The sequence below is a fragment of the Pelosinus propionicus DSM 13327 genome, assembly GCF_900114615.1.
In the GTDB taxonomy this organism is placed as follows: domain Bacteria; phylum Bacillota; class Negativicutes; order DSM-13327; family DSM-13327; genus Pelosinus; species Pelosinus propionicus.
The window spans coordinates 79,806-94,134 of sequence record NZ_FOTS01000018.1 but is presented as its reverse complement, the minus strand read 5'-3'; the positions used below and the strand labels follow the sequence as shown (position 1 = coordinate 94,134).

15 protein-coding genes are annotated in these 14,329 nt (G+C 36.3%); 10 read left to right on the top strand and 5 right to left on the bottom strand.

Features of this window, described 5'->3' with window-relative positions; genetic code table 11:
* Positions 1 to 527: 527 nt before the first annotated feature.
* A complete protein-coding gene (locus BMZ99_RS11625; protein WP_090937039.1) occupies positions 528 to 941 on the bottom strand; it encodes a C-GCAxxG-C-C family (seleno)protein in 414 nt (137 codons plus the stop codon).
* 390 nt (positions 942 to 1,331) lie between these two features.
* Between BMZ99_RS11625 and BMZ99_RS11620 the strand changes: the two genes are divergently transcribed.
* Positions 1,332 to 1,874 carry an HDIG domain-containing metalloprotein gene (locus tag BMZ99_RS11620; protein ID WP_090937038.1) on the top strand — a complete coding sequence of 181 codons (543 nt, stop codon included), beginning with the start codon at positions 1,332 to 1,334 and terminating at the stop codon, positions 1,872 to 1,874.
* A gap of 66 nt (positions 1,875 to 1,940) precedes the next feature.
* On the opposite strand, the gene BMZ99_RS11615 is transcribed toward BMZ99_RS11620, so the two are convergent.
* Complete coding sequence (locus tag BMZ99_RS11615; RefSeq protein WP_090937037.1) at positions 1,941 to 3,392, bottom strand: aminotransferase-like domain-containing protein; 1,452 nt, start codon at positions 3,390 to 3,392, stop codon at positions 1,941 to 1,943.
* A 127-nt stretch (positions 3,393 to 3,519) separates the two neighbouring features.
* On the opposite strand from BMZ99_RS11615, the gene BMZ99_RS11610 reads away from it, so the two are divergent.
* The 3 genes from BMZ99_RS11610 to ygiD all read left to right on the top strand — a co-directional run bounded on the left by BMZ99_RS11610 (position 3,520) and on the right by ygiD (position 6,027).
* Positions 3,520 to 4,131: a LysE/ArgO family amino acid transporter gene (locus BMZ99_RS11610; RefSeq protein ID WP_090937035.1), complete on the top strand. Its 612-nt coding sequence runs from the start codon at positions 3,520 to 3,522 to the stop codon at positions 4,129 to 4,131.
* 84 nt (positions 4,132 to 4,215) lie between these two features.
* On the top strand, positions 4,216 to 5,073 hold the full coding sequence (locus BMZ99_RS11605; RefSeq protein WP_090937033.1) for a Cof-type HAD-IIB family hydrolase: 858 nt from the start codon (positions 4,216 to 4,218) through the stop codon (positions 5,071 to 5,073).
* A gap of 177 nt (positions 5,074 to 5,250) precedes the next feature.
* Positions 5,251 to 6,027, top strand: coding sequence for a 4,5-DOPA-extradiol-dioxygenase (gene ygiD, locus BMZ99_RS11600; protein ID WP_090937031.1), 777 nt, complete (start codon positions 5,251 to 5,253; stop codon positions 6,025 to 6,027).
* A 73-nt stretch (positions 6,028 to 6,100) separates the two neighbouring features.
* Here ygiD and BMZ99_RS11595 read toward each other — a convergent pair whose 3' ends face one another.
* The gene (locus BMZ99_RS11595) at positions 6,101 to 7,024 is read right to left on the bottom strand and encodes an AraC family transcriptional regulator (RefSeq protein ID WP_090937029.1); all 924 of its coding nucleotides are present in this window, start codon (positions 7,022 to 7,024) and stop codon (positions 6,101 to 6,103) included.
* 139 nt (positions 7,025 to 7,163) lie between these two features.
* Here BMZ99_RS11595 and ddlA point away from each other — a divergent pair, with 139 nt between their 5' ends.
* Positions 7,164 to 8,258: a D-alanine--D-alanine ligase gene (gene ddlA / locus BMZ99_RS11590; RefSeq protein WP_090937027.1), complete on the top strand. Its 1,095-nt coding sequence runs from the start codon at positions 7,164 to 7,166 to the stop codon at positions 8,256 to 8,258.
* A 71-nt stretch (positions 8,259 to 8,329) separates the two neighbouring features.
* Here ddlA and BMZ99_RS11585 read toward each other — a convergent pair whose 3' ends face one another.
* Positions 8,330 to 8,764, bottom strand: a complete 435-nt coding sequence (locus BMZ99_RS11585) for a universal stress protein (protein WP_090937025.1) — start codon at positions 8,762 to 8,764, stop codon at positions 8,330 to 8,332.
* 149 nt (positions 8,765 to 8,913) lie between these two features.
* On the opposite strand from BMZ99_RS11585, the gene BMZ99_RS11580 reads away from it, so the two are divergent.
* The gene (locus tag BMZ99_RS11580) at positions 8,914 to 9,450 is read left to right on the top strand and encodes a DUF456 domain-containing protein (protein WP_245754936.1); all 537 of its coding nucleotides are present in this window, start codon (positions 8,914 to 8,916) and stop codon (positions 9,448 to 9,450) included.
* A gap of 15 nt (positions 9,451 to 9,465) precedes the next feature.
* Here BMZ99_RS11580 and BMZ99_RS11575 read toward each other — a convergent pair whose 3' ends face one another.
* Complete coding sequence (locus BMZ99_RS11575; protein ID WP_090937021.1) at positions 9,466 to 10,164, bottom strand: DUF421 domain-containing protein; 699 nt, start codon at positions 10,162 to 10,164, stop codon at positions 9,466 to 9,468.
* Positions 10,165 to 10,353: 189 nt separating this feature from the next.
* On the opposite strand from BMZ99_RS11575, the gene BMZ99_RS11565 reads away from it, so the two are divergent.
* From BMZ99_RS11565 to BMZ99_RS27015, 4 genes are all read left to right on the top strand, one after another.
* Complete coding sequence (locus tag BMZ99_RS11565; protein WP_090937017.1) at positions 10,354 to 11,541, top strand: MFS transporter; 1,188 nt, start codon at positions 10,354 to 10,356, stop codon at positions 11,539 to 11,541.
* A gap of 35 nt (positions 11,542 to 11,576) precedes the next feature.
* A complete protein-coding gene (locus tag BMZ99_RS11560; protein ID WP_090937015.1) occupies positions 11,577 to 11,903 on the top strand; it encodes a DUF1904 family protein in 327 nt (108 codons plus the stop codon).
* A gap of 138 nt (positions 11,904 to 12,041) precedes the next feature.
* Complete coding sequence (locus BMZ99_RS11555) at positions 12,042 to 13,481, top strand: NAD(P)/FAD-dependent oxidoreductase (RefSeq protein WP_090937013.1); 1,440 nt, start codon at positions 12,042 to 12,044, stop codon at positions 13,479 to 13,481.
* Between the two features lie 290 nt (positions 13,482 to 13,771).
* Positions 13,772 to 14,230 (top strand): hypothetical protein, encoded by a 459-nt coding sequence (locus BMZ99_RS27015; protein ID WP_090937011.1) that lies wholly within the window; start codon positions 13,772 to 13,774, stop codon positions 14,228 to 14,230.
* Positions 14,231 to 14,329 lie beyond the last annotated feature (99 nt).

Genomic DNA, 14,329 nt, shown 5'->3' with positions numbered 1-14,329 from the left:
GAAAAGGAATACCCTGATCTTATTCACTGACCGCAGCCTCGCATAATAAGCATTCATCTGTGAAAGTCATTTTGCTGGATACCTTTCGCCCAGAGACGCAACATCTGTGTTAGCGGTATTTGATGAATAAGGCAGGCGTCAAGCTTTATAAGCAATAACCAAAAGGTTTCGCAAGGAGGATAAGACGTTACCTTTGCTAAATTCTCTTACAAATATTTTAGCATCAAGGGGTTCCTTTACGTGTTGAAAAAATAAAATAAGTTTTGTAAACAACGGCGGATTGTTGCTTACAAAACTTATTATACGAGGAGGATAAATAATAAAAAAAATGAGATTGGAATGGGGTGGTTCGATTACAGCAGCTAATAAACGGTGAACCACAATTATATATATAGTCAGTTACTAGAATACAAAAGAGTGCAACTCATGTTGTACTGGGAACAGAGCAGCGCTATATTGTTCTTCCCATTATGATGTAAACGTAACGGCAATAATAAAGAGGAAGCTTGTTGCTTCCTCTTTTTCATTTATACTTTAAGATTTTTTTCTCGTTTAATAATCGCATCCAGGGCTGCCGCTGCTTTTGCAATTACGTATCTACATTTGATATCTTCCCTGCGATAGCGATCTTTTAAAGGATTGCAGTCAATATCACCCATTTGTTTTTGGTAGGTGTCAAATAGTTCTTGTGTTAAAACTTTAATTTTGTTACTTTCGTGTGCCCTATCTTTAACAAATAGGATGCCTAATACCATTATAGCTGCTGTCAGGGTTCCACAGACACTGCCAATGGCCATCCCTCCGCCAAATCCTGATGCCAGTCGCAAGGCCTCAGGAGTCAAACCTAATTGATACACTTCATTAGCACCATATAGTATTTTCTCAGCACAGTTAAGATCTTCTGATTCTCCGTAACCTTGTTCAATCAAAGTACTCAACATACTCATTTCCCTCCAGTGATGTGATTTTAAATAAGATTGAGTGATACGGGATGGGGTATTCCATCCCAGCCATGTTTTTAGATGGCTAAGAATTTCAGTAAAGTATACTTATATTATAAAGAGTATCCTTCCAAAGAGCCAAGATATTTCTTTTTATGTTTGCAGCTTTATAAAAAACAATAAATGTGAGTAGGTATTACAGCAAGGTCAATTTTTCTAATCGCTATTCCTTTTATTTATGTTATAATAATCAAATACTTATCATGTAATATAAGACAATATGATTCGATATGTATCTTGAAAAAAAACAATTAGACTTGTGCAGAAGAAATATGAACATTATTTCTTAATGAAGGGCAGCTTACCACAAAATGTATTGGAGGAAGAGAAATGGATACAAGCAGAGAAAAGGCATGGAGTATTTTAACGCAGCATGTACAAGAAAAAACTTTATTAAATCATTGTTTAGCAGTGGAAGCTGCTATGCGTGCTTATGCTGCTAAATATGGTGAAGACGTAGAGTATTGGGGAGCTGTAGGATTGCTCCATGACGTTGATTTTGAAAAATATCCCGAAGAACATCCAGGAAATGCAGGAAATATGCTAAAGCCTCATGGCTACACAGATGAATTTATCATTGATATAGAATCTCATGCTAGGGACTGGGAACCAGAACGGAGTTTATTGCAAAAGGTGCTGCTTGGAGTAGATGAACTTACCGGTTTTATAATTGCGTGTGCTTTGGTTCGTCCTGATAAAAGTATCGCAAATTTGCAAGTAAAATCCGTTATGAAGAAAATGAAGGATAAAGCTTTTGCTAGAGCAGTTAATCGTGAGACCATTATACAAGGTGCACAAATGCTGGAAGTTGAACTTCAGGAGCACATTGAGTTTGTCGCAGCAGCATTAGCAAAAGATTTGTCCATGGCATAGTAATTAAAGGTTTACCTATTTAAGAAAAGAAGAGGTAAACCTTTAATTACTATAAATGATTAGCAACTACATTTTTATATTTTTGATAATAAGAGAAAGTCGATACAATCCTTCTTTTATTTCAGCTAATGAGGCATAGGAATAGGAGAGACGAAGATGACGGTTAGACAAATAATCGTATATATTTCCAGGATGAATTAAGAGACCTTCATTTAAGGCAAGGTTAAAAAGCTTTTGCATAGAAAGAGGATGGGTTAAGGTTAGCCAGATGTAAAAGCCACCTGTTGGAATTTGCCAAGTTGCTATATCGGTAAAATGAGTTTCCAAGCTCTTATAAGCTGTCTCGCGGCGAATACGCAGCTCCTTTCGGACTTCTTCAAGATGGTATTGGTACATTCCGCTGGCAAACCATTCAGCAGCAGCCCATTGGGATAAGGAACTAGATCCATAATCATTTTGCATTTTCATATCCGCTAACCGCTCAATAACTGGCTCAGGTCCCACAATCCAACCAATTCGTAATCCTGGGCTAAGGGACTTTGAAAGACTGCCAATGTAGAGTACAAGCCCATCTCTTTCAAGGGCCTTTAGCGGCAGAGGTGGTGGAGAATCGAGCCAAAGTTCTCTATAGACATCGTCCTCAATAACGGGCAGCTGCTCTTGCTGGCATAACTGAATAAGGTCTTTACGCCGTTGCTTTGTCATTACGATACCCGTAGGGTTGTGAAAACAAGGAATGGTATATAATAAATTTGCATTTTTATGTTGTTTGTGAAATAGAATGGGATCTAGCTCAATCCCTTGATTATCAAGAGGAATACCAGAAAATTGCATATTCATGGATTGGAACAATTTAAGGGAAAAAAGATAGGAGGGCTTTTCAAGTAAAATAGTAGAGTCTTTTGGCAGTAAGCTTGAACATATGAGCTGCAGAGCTTGCAATGCTCCTGATACAATCATAATAGATGAGGTAGAGGTATTGATTCCAAAAGAACGTAAATAAAGACAGATTTGCTGTCTGAGAAAAAACAATCCTTTTGGTTCTTCATAGCCTAATGAACTAATACGTTCTGTTAAATTTCGCAATACAGATCTCATCATGTCCTTTGGATAAAATTCTGGAGATAATTCGCCAGTACCCAAACGGATCATATTTGGTTTGAACTCTGCCTGATTAATTTCTTGAATGATTTGCAGATTGGGAAGATAAAGTCCCTTATCTAGGTAAGAATTCCAATTCACAGTTGGAGTAGATGCTAATATTGACCAGGTATTATTGGCTACCCATGTGCCGCTTCCTGCTCTCGTTGCTAAGAGTCCGTCGGCAATTAATTCATCTAATGCGATGGTCAGGGTACTGCGATTTACTTGTAGAATATGAGCAAGTCTGCGTTGAGGAGGCAATTTACTATGGACAGGCCATTCGCCAAGAGTGATTTTATTTTTTATATACTCTATGATTTGTCGATATAAGGGCATAGAATCTTTAGGGTTAGGCGCCCAGTCAATCGTTAACATAATGTTCTCCTTAGAGGTTGTTTTTTTGATTATAGCAATTGGTTGGGGTAAAAACAAGCCAATTGGTTGAAGACATCTTAGTATTATTTCTCTATACTGAAGAAAAAGGGTATAGGGAGCGAGATGAATGCAAGCTTTTCTTCATGGAATGATTCTAGCTATGGGGCTCATATTGCCTCTAGGAGTTCAAAATTTATTTGTCTTTACACAAGGAGCAACCCAGTTAACTTTTTTACGCGCACTGCCTGTGGTCATTACTGCTTCCTTATGTGATACGTTATTAATTGTATTGGCGGTTCAGGGTGTTTCGTTATTTATTGCAAGTTTTGCCTGGATTAAGATTCTTTTGCTAATGATTGGGGTTGGCTTTTTGGCATACATGGGCTGGTTGACATGGAATAGTGCAATGGCGGGAAATGATGCTGGTACAGGAAAGGAGCTAGGCGTCAAACAGCAGATTGTCTTTGCTGTTACAGTGTCGTTGCTTAATCCTCATGCTGTGCTTGATACCATTGGGGTTATTGGAACAAGTGCGATTCATTATGCAGGAAATGAAAAAATAGTATTTACTATGGCTTGTATTCTTGTATCTTGGTGTTGGTTTTTTTTTCTGGCTGTTATTGGATGGACTGTGGGAAAGAGAAAGAGCTTCATCCAGCTATTTGGATATATTAATAAGGTATCGGCAATTTTTATGTGGTTATCTGCAGTGTATATGATGTACTATAATGTTTTGTAAAAAAGGATAATCGAAAAGACGAAGAGAAATAAAAAGAAAGAGTAAAATCAGCGTTCATCCCAATAATAGAAAGGTGACAGTACGATGAGATTAATTGCCACAGATTTAGATGGAACATTACTAAACGAGGAACATGAAGTAAGTGAAGAAAATATAAAAGCGATCCGACGTGCGCAAGAGCAGGGGATTGAAGTGATTGTTGCAACAGGCAGGACCTATTTTGATGCAGTTTCAATTTGTAAGAAATTTGGATTGAATACCTATTTGATATCCTATAATGGAGCAGCAATACATGATAAAAGTGGTCAAGAAATATTATCCTTAACAATGGAGCGGGATGATGTGCGATATATGGTAAACTGGTTAGAGGAAAGAGATTGTTATTATGAAGTTTCCACCAATAAGAAAATTTACATTTCTTCTCGTGCGAAAGAAATATTGCATAAAGAAGCGGAGCAGCTAAGAGGTACAGCTTTTGAAGTAGATTCCATTTATTTTGAAGAAATAGTGGAGCAGATCTTTAGTCAAAGCGGAATGACTCCTGTGAAAAACTATGAGGAGGCTATGGATGCCGAGGAAGCACTGTATAAGGTTTTTTGCTTTTCTTTTGATGATAAAAAAAGGAAAATTGCAATTGACAACTTTGCTAGAATGAAACAGTTTTTAATGACGTCATCCATGACGAATAATTTTGAACTGGGGAATAAGGATGCCTCTAAAGGGAATGCATTAAAAAGAGTGGCAAATCGTTTAGGCGTTTCCTTGGATAACGCGATGGCAATTGGGGATAATTACAATGATGTTTCTATGATGGAGATTGTTGGATTTAGTGTAGCTATGGGAACAGCAAAAGAGGATATTAAAAAATTATGCAGTTTTGTGACCTATGGCAATGATAAACACGGTGTTGCCCATGCAATCGAAAAATTTATGTCCATATAAAAGGTGAAATCGTTTTATTTTAGTGGCTTCTGGGAGGTCTTGGTAAGACGGCAAAGGTTGAGTATAACTAACCGTCATTGCTTTGCTGAACGCATGATTATAGCTAATCCTTTGAATGCTTATGTTGTGTATGGTTGTTTTGAGAGTACATTTTTAATCATAGGAGGTTGATTGAATATGAAAAAAGCTCCCGTATTATTTTTAGGTCACGGTTCACCCATGAATATCGTCCTTGAGAATGAGTATACAGCCAGTTTAGCGCAGTTAGGACAGTCTCTTTCTAGACCAAAAGCCATTTTAGTCGTATCAGCTCACTGGCTTACAAAAGGTACCTATATTACAACCAATAAACAACCAGAAACAATTTATGATTTTTATGGTTTTCCTCAAGAATTGTACGATATTCGTTATGCATGTCCAGGGATTACGGAACAGTTGGACGAAGTAGCATCTATATTTGAGAATGCCTCTATTCAATATGATGAACAACGTGGGTTGGATCATGCGGCATGGTCTGTTTTAAAGCATATGTATCCTAAAGCGGATATACCTGTAATGGCAATGAGTCTCGATCAGCAAAAGACACCTCAGGAGCATTATGAATTGGCAAAAAAACTAGCCCCTTTACGAGAGCATGGCATTCTTATCATTGGTAGTGGCAATATCGTACACAATTTACGTTTGATTGATTGGGAGATGGATGCAAAAGCGTTTGACTGGGCTGTATCTTTTGATAATATAGTTAGAGAACATTTAATAGCTGGCAATCATCAGCCGTTGATCGAATATAAAAAGCTGGGTAATGAAGCCATATTGTCCGTACCTACTAATGACCATTATTTACCTTTCTTATATGCTGCAGCATTACAAGAAAGAGACGACAAGCTAGCTTTTTCCTATGAAGGATTTCAGAATGCTTCCATGTCTATGCGCTGCCTTTCGTTTGGAATGTAATCAGAATATAAGAAAGTACTTGTTGAACTGCTCAACAAGTACTTTCTTATATTCACTGCAATTAAAAGATCCATTATAAATCGTTTATATCCAGCTGATAAAGTTGATGGTGTTGGCGGATCAATTTTTCTTGTTCTAAGAACATTTTGTAGTGCTTTTTTGGTGAGAGGCCAAAGGCTTTTTTGAAGGATCTTACAAAGTTGGAATAATCACCAAAGCCGCATTCAATACATGTTGTGGTAATAGACTTGCCTCTTTTAATCAAAGCATTTGCTGCAATTAGTCTTTTCTGTAAAATATAATTATGAATAGTGTAACCTGTTTGTTGTTTAAATTTACGCATTAAATAATATTTGCTTAGAAAAAAAATAGATGCTAGATTGTCCATGGATAAATCTTCTTTCAGATTCGTATTAATATATTCTAATATGCGTCCTATGGTTTCGTCGTATTCAATGTCTAAATACTCAGTATCGACATCAATACCTAAATAGAGTCTGTTTAGATGAACAATATACTGCAGAAATAATGAATTCTTTAATACCTTACTTCCAAAATCGTGACTTTTACAAGAATCTTCTAATTGAGATAGTATCCCTTTTATCCCAATTAGTAGATCAGGAGCTAACCGTAATAAATTTAATTTTTTTTCAGCAGCTAGTTCAAAGCATTTTTGCAAATTGCATTCATTATCACTATGTTGCAATAAAAAGGCAGAATTTACCCAAATGACAATACGTTCATAAGTCTCTTCTTGATCAATCATTGGTTTATGAATTTCATTGTTATTTACTAAGAGAATATCCCAAGGTTTTAATTTGTATGTTTTACCTTCAATTAAGTAGGTTACTTTGCCAGATATAAAAATAATAATTTTGTTGAAATCATGATAATGAAATTCGAACTGGATATTCTTATTATCTTTCAAATGAAAAAATTGAAAATCTTTATCCAAATAACCTCTTTTATAATGTATTTCCTTATTCTCCATATCCATAAAGGGCATCCTTCTTTCTGTATATAGCACTGTGATACTATTGTACAGCATTTTTTACAATATTATGAGCATTTTTAGCAATCATTATAGTAAAAAATATTACTATACTAATAAAAAAGAATAGTTAGGAGCTGAAAAAATGAGAAAGATTAGTGTAGCTTTACTGTTTGGGGGTAAATCAACAGAACATGAAGTTTCTTTGCAGTCCGCCCAAAATGTTATAAATGCAATTGATAAGGAAAAATATGAACTTACTTTAATCGGAATTGATAAGAAGGGGCAATGGTTCTTATGCGATCAAGAGGATTTCTTGATCAATAAGGATAGTCCTAAAGACATTTTATTAAAACACAATGGCGTAGCTGTTGCTTTTCAAATGGGCAAGGAATCAGAACAACTTATCTGTTTTGCAGAAAAAACATTTACGAAAAGTATTGATGTAGTCTTTCCCATTCTACATGGGACATATGGAGAGGATGGCACTGTGCAAGGATTGCTAACTCTAGCCAATATACCTTTTGTAGGACCAAGTCCTTTAGGATCAGGAGTTGGAATGGATAAAGATGTTACCAAACGTCTTCTTAGAGATGCTGGCATTCCTGTGGCAAAGAGTTTAACCTATCAGCAGTGGGAGCAGCCTGAAATAAGCTTTGAAGCTGTGGTGGAGCAGCTAGGAATGCCCGTTTTCGTAAAACCCGCTAGTCTTGGTTCATCAGTGGGAATTAGCAAAGTGAAGCAGCAAAAAGAATTTTTTACTGCAATAAATGAAGCCTTTGCTTTTGATCATAAGATTATAATAGAAGAGTGTATTGAAGGCCAAGAAATCGAATGTGCCATATTGGGCAATGAAAACCCAATTGCATCTGCAGTAGGCGCTATTATTCCCCAACAAGAATTTTATTCTTATGCTGCAAAATATATTGATGATCAAGGAGCCGCGATTCAAATTCCTGCAGATATTCCCAAAGAAGTAGCTGTATTGATTCAAGAATTAGCAATCAAAGCTTTTAGGGTATTGTGCTGTGAAGGGATGGCTCGTGTTGATTTTTTCTTAACAAAAGAAAATAAGGTCTTGATCAATGAAATTAATACGATTCCAGGATTTACGAAAATAAGTATGTATCCTAAATTGTGGGCAATTGGCGGTATTGCATATAATGATCTGATTGATCGTTTAATTCAATTGGCTTTGGATAGAAATGAACAAGATAAAAGGATCAGAAAATCGTATTAATTATATTTTATACTAAAAGCAGTTAGGATAAATAAATCATCCTAACTGCTTTTAGTATAAAGAAGAGTATATTATTTGATGATCATGACTGGCACAGTAGAAGATTGCGATACATTATTACTAATGCTCCCCAGAAAAAACTCGCTAATGCCGCTTAAGCCTCTGGAGCCAATTACAATCAAATCATATGCATTGTTGGATGCTAAAGATAATATGCGTTCAGCTGGATGACCAAATTCTAAACTGGTTTCGAAAGTAGGGTAGCCGCCAATTCGTTCTTTTGCTAATTCGATGATTTTATATCCGGTTGCTTCTACCTCTTGAATGTTAAGTGAAATAAAAGGGATTTCTCCATTGATACCAACTGTTGGTAATGTATAATGAGCTTGAACAACATGAACAATAGTGATGGTACTATTAAACTTTTCTCCTAAAGCAGTGGCGTATTCTAAGGCACGCCAAGCGGCTTCAGAGCCATCAACTGGAACTAAAATTTTATTAAACATCACTACACCCCCATTTATTGTTAAGATAAAAGTGATTCTTAGCTTACCTATAGTGTAGCATAAAGAAGGGAAAAGTGATATGGAAAAGTCCGATAATTTAGTTAAAAGGTAAAATAGAAGATAACAGGGAATATTATAAATTTAGAACATTGAATGAAAGGGTGTGGCCTGTGGAATATGCAGGGCTGATCATTAGTATACTGTCCGTTCTATTAATTCTAACAGGGGTTGTCATGACAATAATAGGGCTGCCTGGTAATGTCTTGATTCTATTAACAGGTCTGGCTTATGGCTATTATGATCAATTTGATAGGGTGGATTATGCTATTTTGGTAGTTGTATTTGGTATTTTTATTATTGGAGAAGTTATTGAATTTGCGGCAGGAATGATTGGTGCAAAAAAAGAAAAAGCATCCAAAAGGGCAATGCTTGCTCCTTTTATCGGTACGATTGTAGGAGGAATATGGGGAACGGCTTTATTGCCGATTATCGGTTCTTTGTTAGGAGCTCTGGTTGGTGCATTTATTGTTACTATACTAGCTGAATATAGTAAGACCAAAGATCTGACACAAGCGAAAAAAGTGGCTAAAAGTATGGCAAAGGGGCAAGTTCTTGGTATAATTATTAAGTCTGCCACTGCTATCAGCATGGCGATTTTATTAATCTATCAGCTGAAATGGCAGTAATTGAATAGGGATCAGTTACTCTTGATGGCTGCCTTTTGCGCTTATAAAAAATTGTCCTTTTGAGTCAATGACTCCGTACATGACATGAGAGGCACTTTTAATATTTCGAGTCGATAATTGTTCTTCTAACCAGGTGTGAGTAAGATTTTGTTTCTTTAAATTTTCTTCGATAATCTCGCCGTCCATAATTAACTCTACGGGAAGTGTAGGGTCCGTGAGATGGATATTCATATCACTTTTAGTTAACGGTTGAAAACCTGATTTTTTGATAATACTCATTTCTCCTGTAGTTTCCAGTATGGCATATTGTACTTCGCTTATATCGACAATATCCTTGCCGCGCAGCAAGGCGTTCAGCTCGTCCAGATCAAAGCGCAACGATTTCATATTTTCTTTGATGATACGGCCATTTTCAATTATAATACTGGGAGAACCTTCAAGCAATGTTCGGAATGAGCGACTCTTCATGGTACAGACTGACACTATGTAAGTAAGAGCCGCAAAAAGTAGTAAATCATAATAATCACTCCATACTTTGTCAGGTTCCGATGAAGCAATAGTAGCAGCTAGCGATCCTATAGTAATACCGCTAACATATTCATAAAGGGTTAGCTGTCCTACTTGGGTCTTGTCGAGCAGGCGGGTAAGAATCAATAAAGTAACAAAAATTAAAGTTGTTTGCCAAGTATCTCGTAAAAGAACATCCCAGTTCATTCGTGTTATCTCCTCTTATTCACCAATTTATGTATTAAGAGATCTATCTGATGATCAAGCCGTTCTAAACTTTCATCTTTTACAAATGGAAGTAAGTTCCTACGGATTAGAAATTTCACCAGAATTAGGTCTTTACTATAGAGTAGACCAATTGTGTTAAATATATTAATTTTTTTAGGAGTGATCATGTTGTTTTCCATTGTTTCCAAATTTCCCAAAGCCTTGTGGATTGTTGCGATTGCTCATGGTGTTACTGATTTATCCTCAGGTGCTTTGCTAGTGGCATTGCCTTTTTTAAAAGCAAAATTTTCTTTAACTTATGCTCAAGTAAGTGCGATTGCCCTTATGCAGAATTTAACATCCTCTGCTAGTCAGCCTTTATTTGGATATTTTAGTGATCGAAATCCCCGTCCTTGGCTTATGCCTGCCGGCTGTTTGCTTTCAGGAGTAGCGATGTTGGCCTCTTTGTGGGCTCCCTACTATTATCTTACATTAGTATTTACGGCAATTGCAGGACTTGGCATGGCAGCATTTCATCCAGAGGCAGCTAAGACTGCCAGTCAATTAAGTGGAAAGGCGAAGGGCAAGGGAGTCAGTTTATTTGCTGTAGGAGGCAATGCAGGATTTGCCGTAGGCTCGTTGCTATTAGCGACACTTTTGTACGGTGGATTTAGTATAAAGGTGCTTCTTTATATTTTGCCTTATGCGTTACTGGGAATTCCTTTGATACAAATGACTCGAAAGTTGATTAGGCCAGAAGGGAAAAAGCCTGGGAGTCTGAAAAGCTTTAGGTCGTCTATCAATTGGCCTTTGTTATCACTACTGGGGATGGTACTGTCAAGATCAACAGTAGCAGCGGGTATTAGCACTTTTGTGCCATTGTATTATGTATCATACTTACATGGCAGTGAGATCTATGCAAGTTCTTTACTAACCGTTTATTTAGCAACAAGCGCGTTTGGCACGTTAATGGGCGGAGCGATGAGTGATCGTTACGGTAGTAAACGCGTAATGATCTATTCGATTTTGCCTATTTCTCTTTTACTCTATTTGTTCCCTATTGCTGGTGATATTGGAGCATTTGTTGTGCTGTCTCTTGCTAGTATATTATTATCTGCTACCTTCACTAGCAGCTTGATCTTAGCCCAAAGAATGATGCCTAATAATGTGGGGATGGCTTCGGGATTAACAATTGGTTTGAGTGTAGGATTAGGTGCAATGGGAGTACTTGCGTTGGGGAAAGTGGCTGATGTTTGGGGAATGCCTTTAATTTTTACAGTATTAGCCTGCTTGCCGATTATTGGCTTTGTATTAACTTTATTTGTGAAAGAACCAGAGGAGGTAGCACCAGGGTTAACCGTTCAGATTAGTAAATAAAATAAACATAATAAATATGAAAGGGGCAAAAGATAATGCCACAATTTCTTATTAAAGGTATGAAAGTTAAAGAGGTACAAAATATCAGCACACAGTTAGTAAATGAACTGGAAGAAATTATTGGTTGCCCACGTGATTATTTTCGAATTGAATGTGTGGATTCTACTGTGATTAAAGATGGCAATATAGTCTCAGGATGTCCTATGGTACAGGTCAATTGGTTTGATAGAGGACAGGAGATTCAAGATAAAGTAGCAGTTTGTATAACGGATAATATTAAGCGAGCTGGGTATGAGCAAGTAGAAATATTTTTTATTCTATTGGAACGAAATAAGTATTATGAAGATGGTCTGCATCTTTGAGATAGATGCGGCTTAAATCCATCTTGCATATCCATATCTCTTTTGTTACTATTAAACTATTCAGACAATTGTAAAAGGCTTTATTATGCAACCTAGTGAAGTTGTAGAATATAATTCAGTAATTAAGGAGGATATAGCATGTATGATATATGCATTATTGGTGCTGGGGTTATAGGGGCTAATATCGCGAGAGAATTAGCAAAATATCAGATACGCATATGTCTTGTAGAAAAAGAAGAAGACGTGAGCTGCGGTGCTTCAAAAGCAAATAGCGGGATTGTCCATGGAGGATATTCTGATGAGCCGGGTACTCTAAAAGCAGAGTTATGCGTAAAAGGAAACCGGATGTATGAAAAGTTAAATCAAGAATTAAATTTTGGTTATCGAGAGACAGGTTCCTTAGTATTGGCTTTCCGCAACGAAGATGTGAAAACATTAGAAAAACTATACCAATATGGCATAAAAAATGGCGTTGGCGGGCTTGCGATTATTGATGGGCAAAAGGTAAGAGAGCTAGAACCTTATGTGAGTAAGGAGGTAAAAGCCGCCCTTTATTGTGGGAATGCAGGTGTAACTTCACCGTACGAATTTGTTATTGCCTTGGCAGAAAATGCGATAACAAACGGGGTTGATTTAAAATTAAACACTGCTGTCGTTGGTATTGAAAAAGTAAATAATTATTTTAACGTAACTACGAATAAAGGTGAAATACAATCCCGATATGTTATTAATGCTGCTGGGATATATTGTGATAAAATTTCCAGTTTAATCGGTATTGATGATTTTCATATCATTCCTCGCAGAGGGCAATATGTCTTATTAGATAAGGAACAGAATTATTTAGCTAATTCTGTAATCTTTCAAGTACCTACTGAGCTGGGAAAAGGAATTTTAGTAACGACGACATATCACGGTAACCTGTTAGTAGGCCCTAATGCAGAAGAGATCAGTGACAAAGACGATGTAGGTACAACGGAAGAAGTACTGGCCAATATAGTGCAAACAGCTAGAATGTCTGTACCTGATTTTGACATGAGACAAGCAATTACATCCTTTGCAGGGAATCGACCTATTTCCGGTAAAAAAGATTGGATTATTGAAGAGAGTCGTATAGCAGGGTTTATTAACTTGATTGGTATTGACTCCCCAGGGCTTACTGCTTCCCCGGCTATTGCGTTAAAAGTCATTGAAATTCTAAAAAACGCTGGATTAGAGCTGAAAGGAAAGAGTGACTTTATAGCATATCGTAAGCCGATTGTTCAAGTAAAAGATAAAAATTTTAAGGGTGATATAAACTCCACAAATCCTGATGAACATATCATCTGTAGATGTGAGCAGGTAACTGAAACTGAGATTGTTGATGCTCTGCATCGTTGCATTAACATTAGATCCATTGATGCGATTAAAAGACGTACAAGAGCAGGCATGGGAAAATGCCAAAGTGGATTCTGCCGTGCGCGGGTAAAGGATATTATTGCTCGTGAACTGCATATTCCCCTTGAAGAAGTGACGCAGCGAGGTAAAGATTCACCTGGTCTTCCAGAAAGAGCGAAACGAGGGCAATATATAAAATTGTAATATGTAGGTCCTCAAGGAAAATGTATAATGTGCTTGGTTATTCTTAAGCACAAAAGTAATGGGTGCAGAAAATGCAGGTTGAGAGGGGGAGTTTTACTCCTTCAGCCTGCACTTTTTGCATCCTTTATTTTAAAATTTATAGGTTTTCTTTATAGCTTTCGCATCTTTGTACTTTTTAAAGATATATAGTATTTTAGCGTATAAAGAATTTTGTTTATAGCAGCAGGATTTATAGGTAAATATAGCTAAATTTAAAAGTCATGCATTTTTTTAAAAAAAAGGAGAAAAATATGAAGATTAATATCACTAAAAAAGAATATCAGCTGCTTTTGGATTTGGTATACCTAAGTGATTGGGTATTACATGCTCATTCAGAGGAAAAAATGGAGGAAAAAAAGCCATATGAAGAATTGGAGCAAAAGATATTAGCATTAGCAAATGAATTTGGCATGGAAAAAATGGTGGAAAAAAACGAAAAATCGGGAGCGTATATTCTTAATAAAAAAATTATGACAAAGAGTCAGATTGTTAAGCATATTGAAAATTTTGAAAATGCAACATTTTGGGAAGAATTAATTGAAAGACTTGCTAGGAGGGATTTCATCAAAAAATATGGTGAAGAAGCCATTTTACAAATGTCTATTAGTGAACGATTTGAAAAAGAAATGTCTTTTCATCAAGAATACCACCAAGAGTTTGATGATTATGGTTTAGATAATTTACAAATTCACAATTTAAAGAAAGAATAAGTGAATAATAGAACTTATAATTTATCAGAAAATTTAGCGAATGTCAATAAAGTTTGCAAAAAAAAATATTTTTTTTTGCATTTATATAGGAATTTTGAT

Coding starts and splice junctions, on each gene's coding strand:
- BMZ99_RS11575 (WP_090937021.1), bottom strand. CDS start 10,164: ATGAACTGGGATGTTCTTTTACGAGATACTTGGCAAACAACTTTAATT.
- BMZ99_RS11555 (WP_090937013.1), top strand. CDS start 12,042: ATGTATGATATATGCATTATTGGTGCTGGGGTTATAGGGGCTAATATC.
- BMZ99_RS11560 (WP_090937015.1), top strand. CDS start 11,577: ATGCCACAATTTCTTATTAAAGGTATGAAAGTTAAAGAGGTACAAAAT.
- BMZ99_RS11625 (WP_090937039.1), bottom strand. CDS start 941: ATGTTGAGTACTTTGATTGAACAAGGTTACGGAGAATCAGAAGATCTT.
- BMZ99_RS11610 (WP_090937035.1), top strand. CDS start 3,520: ATGCAAGCTTTTCTTCATGGAATGATTCTAGCTATGGGGCTCATATTG.
- BMZ99_RS27015 (WP_090937011.1), top strand. CDS start 13,772: ATGAAGATTAATATCACTAAAAAAGAATATCAGCTGCTTTTGGATTTG.
- BMZ99_RS11595 (WP_090937029.1), bottom strand. CDS start 7,024: ATGGATATGGAGAATAAGGAAATACATTATAAAAGAGGTTATTTGGAT.
- ygiD (WP_090937031.1), top strand. CDS start 5,251: ATGAAAAAAGCTCCCGTATTATTTTTAGGTCACGGTTCACCCATGAAT.
- ddlA (WP_090937027.1), top strand. CDS start 7,164: ATGAGAAAGATTAGTGTAGCTTTACTGTTTGGGGGTAAATCAACAGAA.
- BMZ99_RS11585 (WP_090937025.1), bottom strand. CDS start 8,764: ATGTTTAATAAAATTTTAGTTCCAGTTGATGGCTCTGAAGCCGCTTGG.
- BMZ99_RS11615 (WP_090937037.1), bottom strand. CDS start 3,392: ATGTTAACGATTGACTGGGCGCCTAACCCTAAAGATTCTATGCCCTTA.
- BMZ99_RS11605 (WP_090937033.1), top strand. CDS start 4,216: ATGAGATTAATTGCCACAGATTTAGATGGAACATTACTAAACGAGGAA.
- BMZ99_RS11620 (WP_090937038.1), top strand. CDS start 1,332: ATGGATACAAGCAGAGAAAAGGCATGGAGTATTTTAACGCAGCATGTA.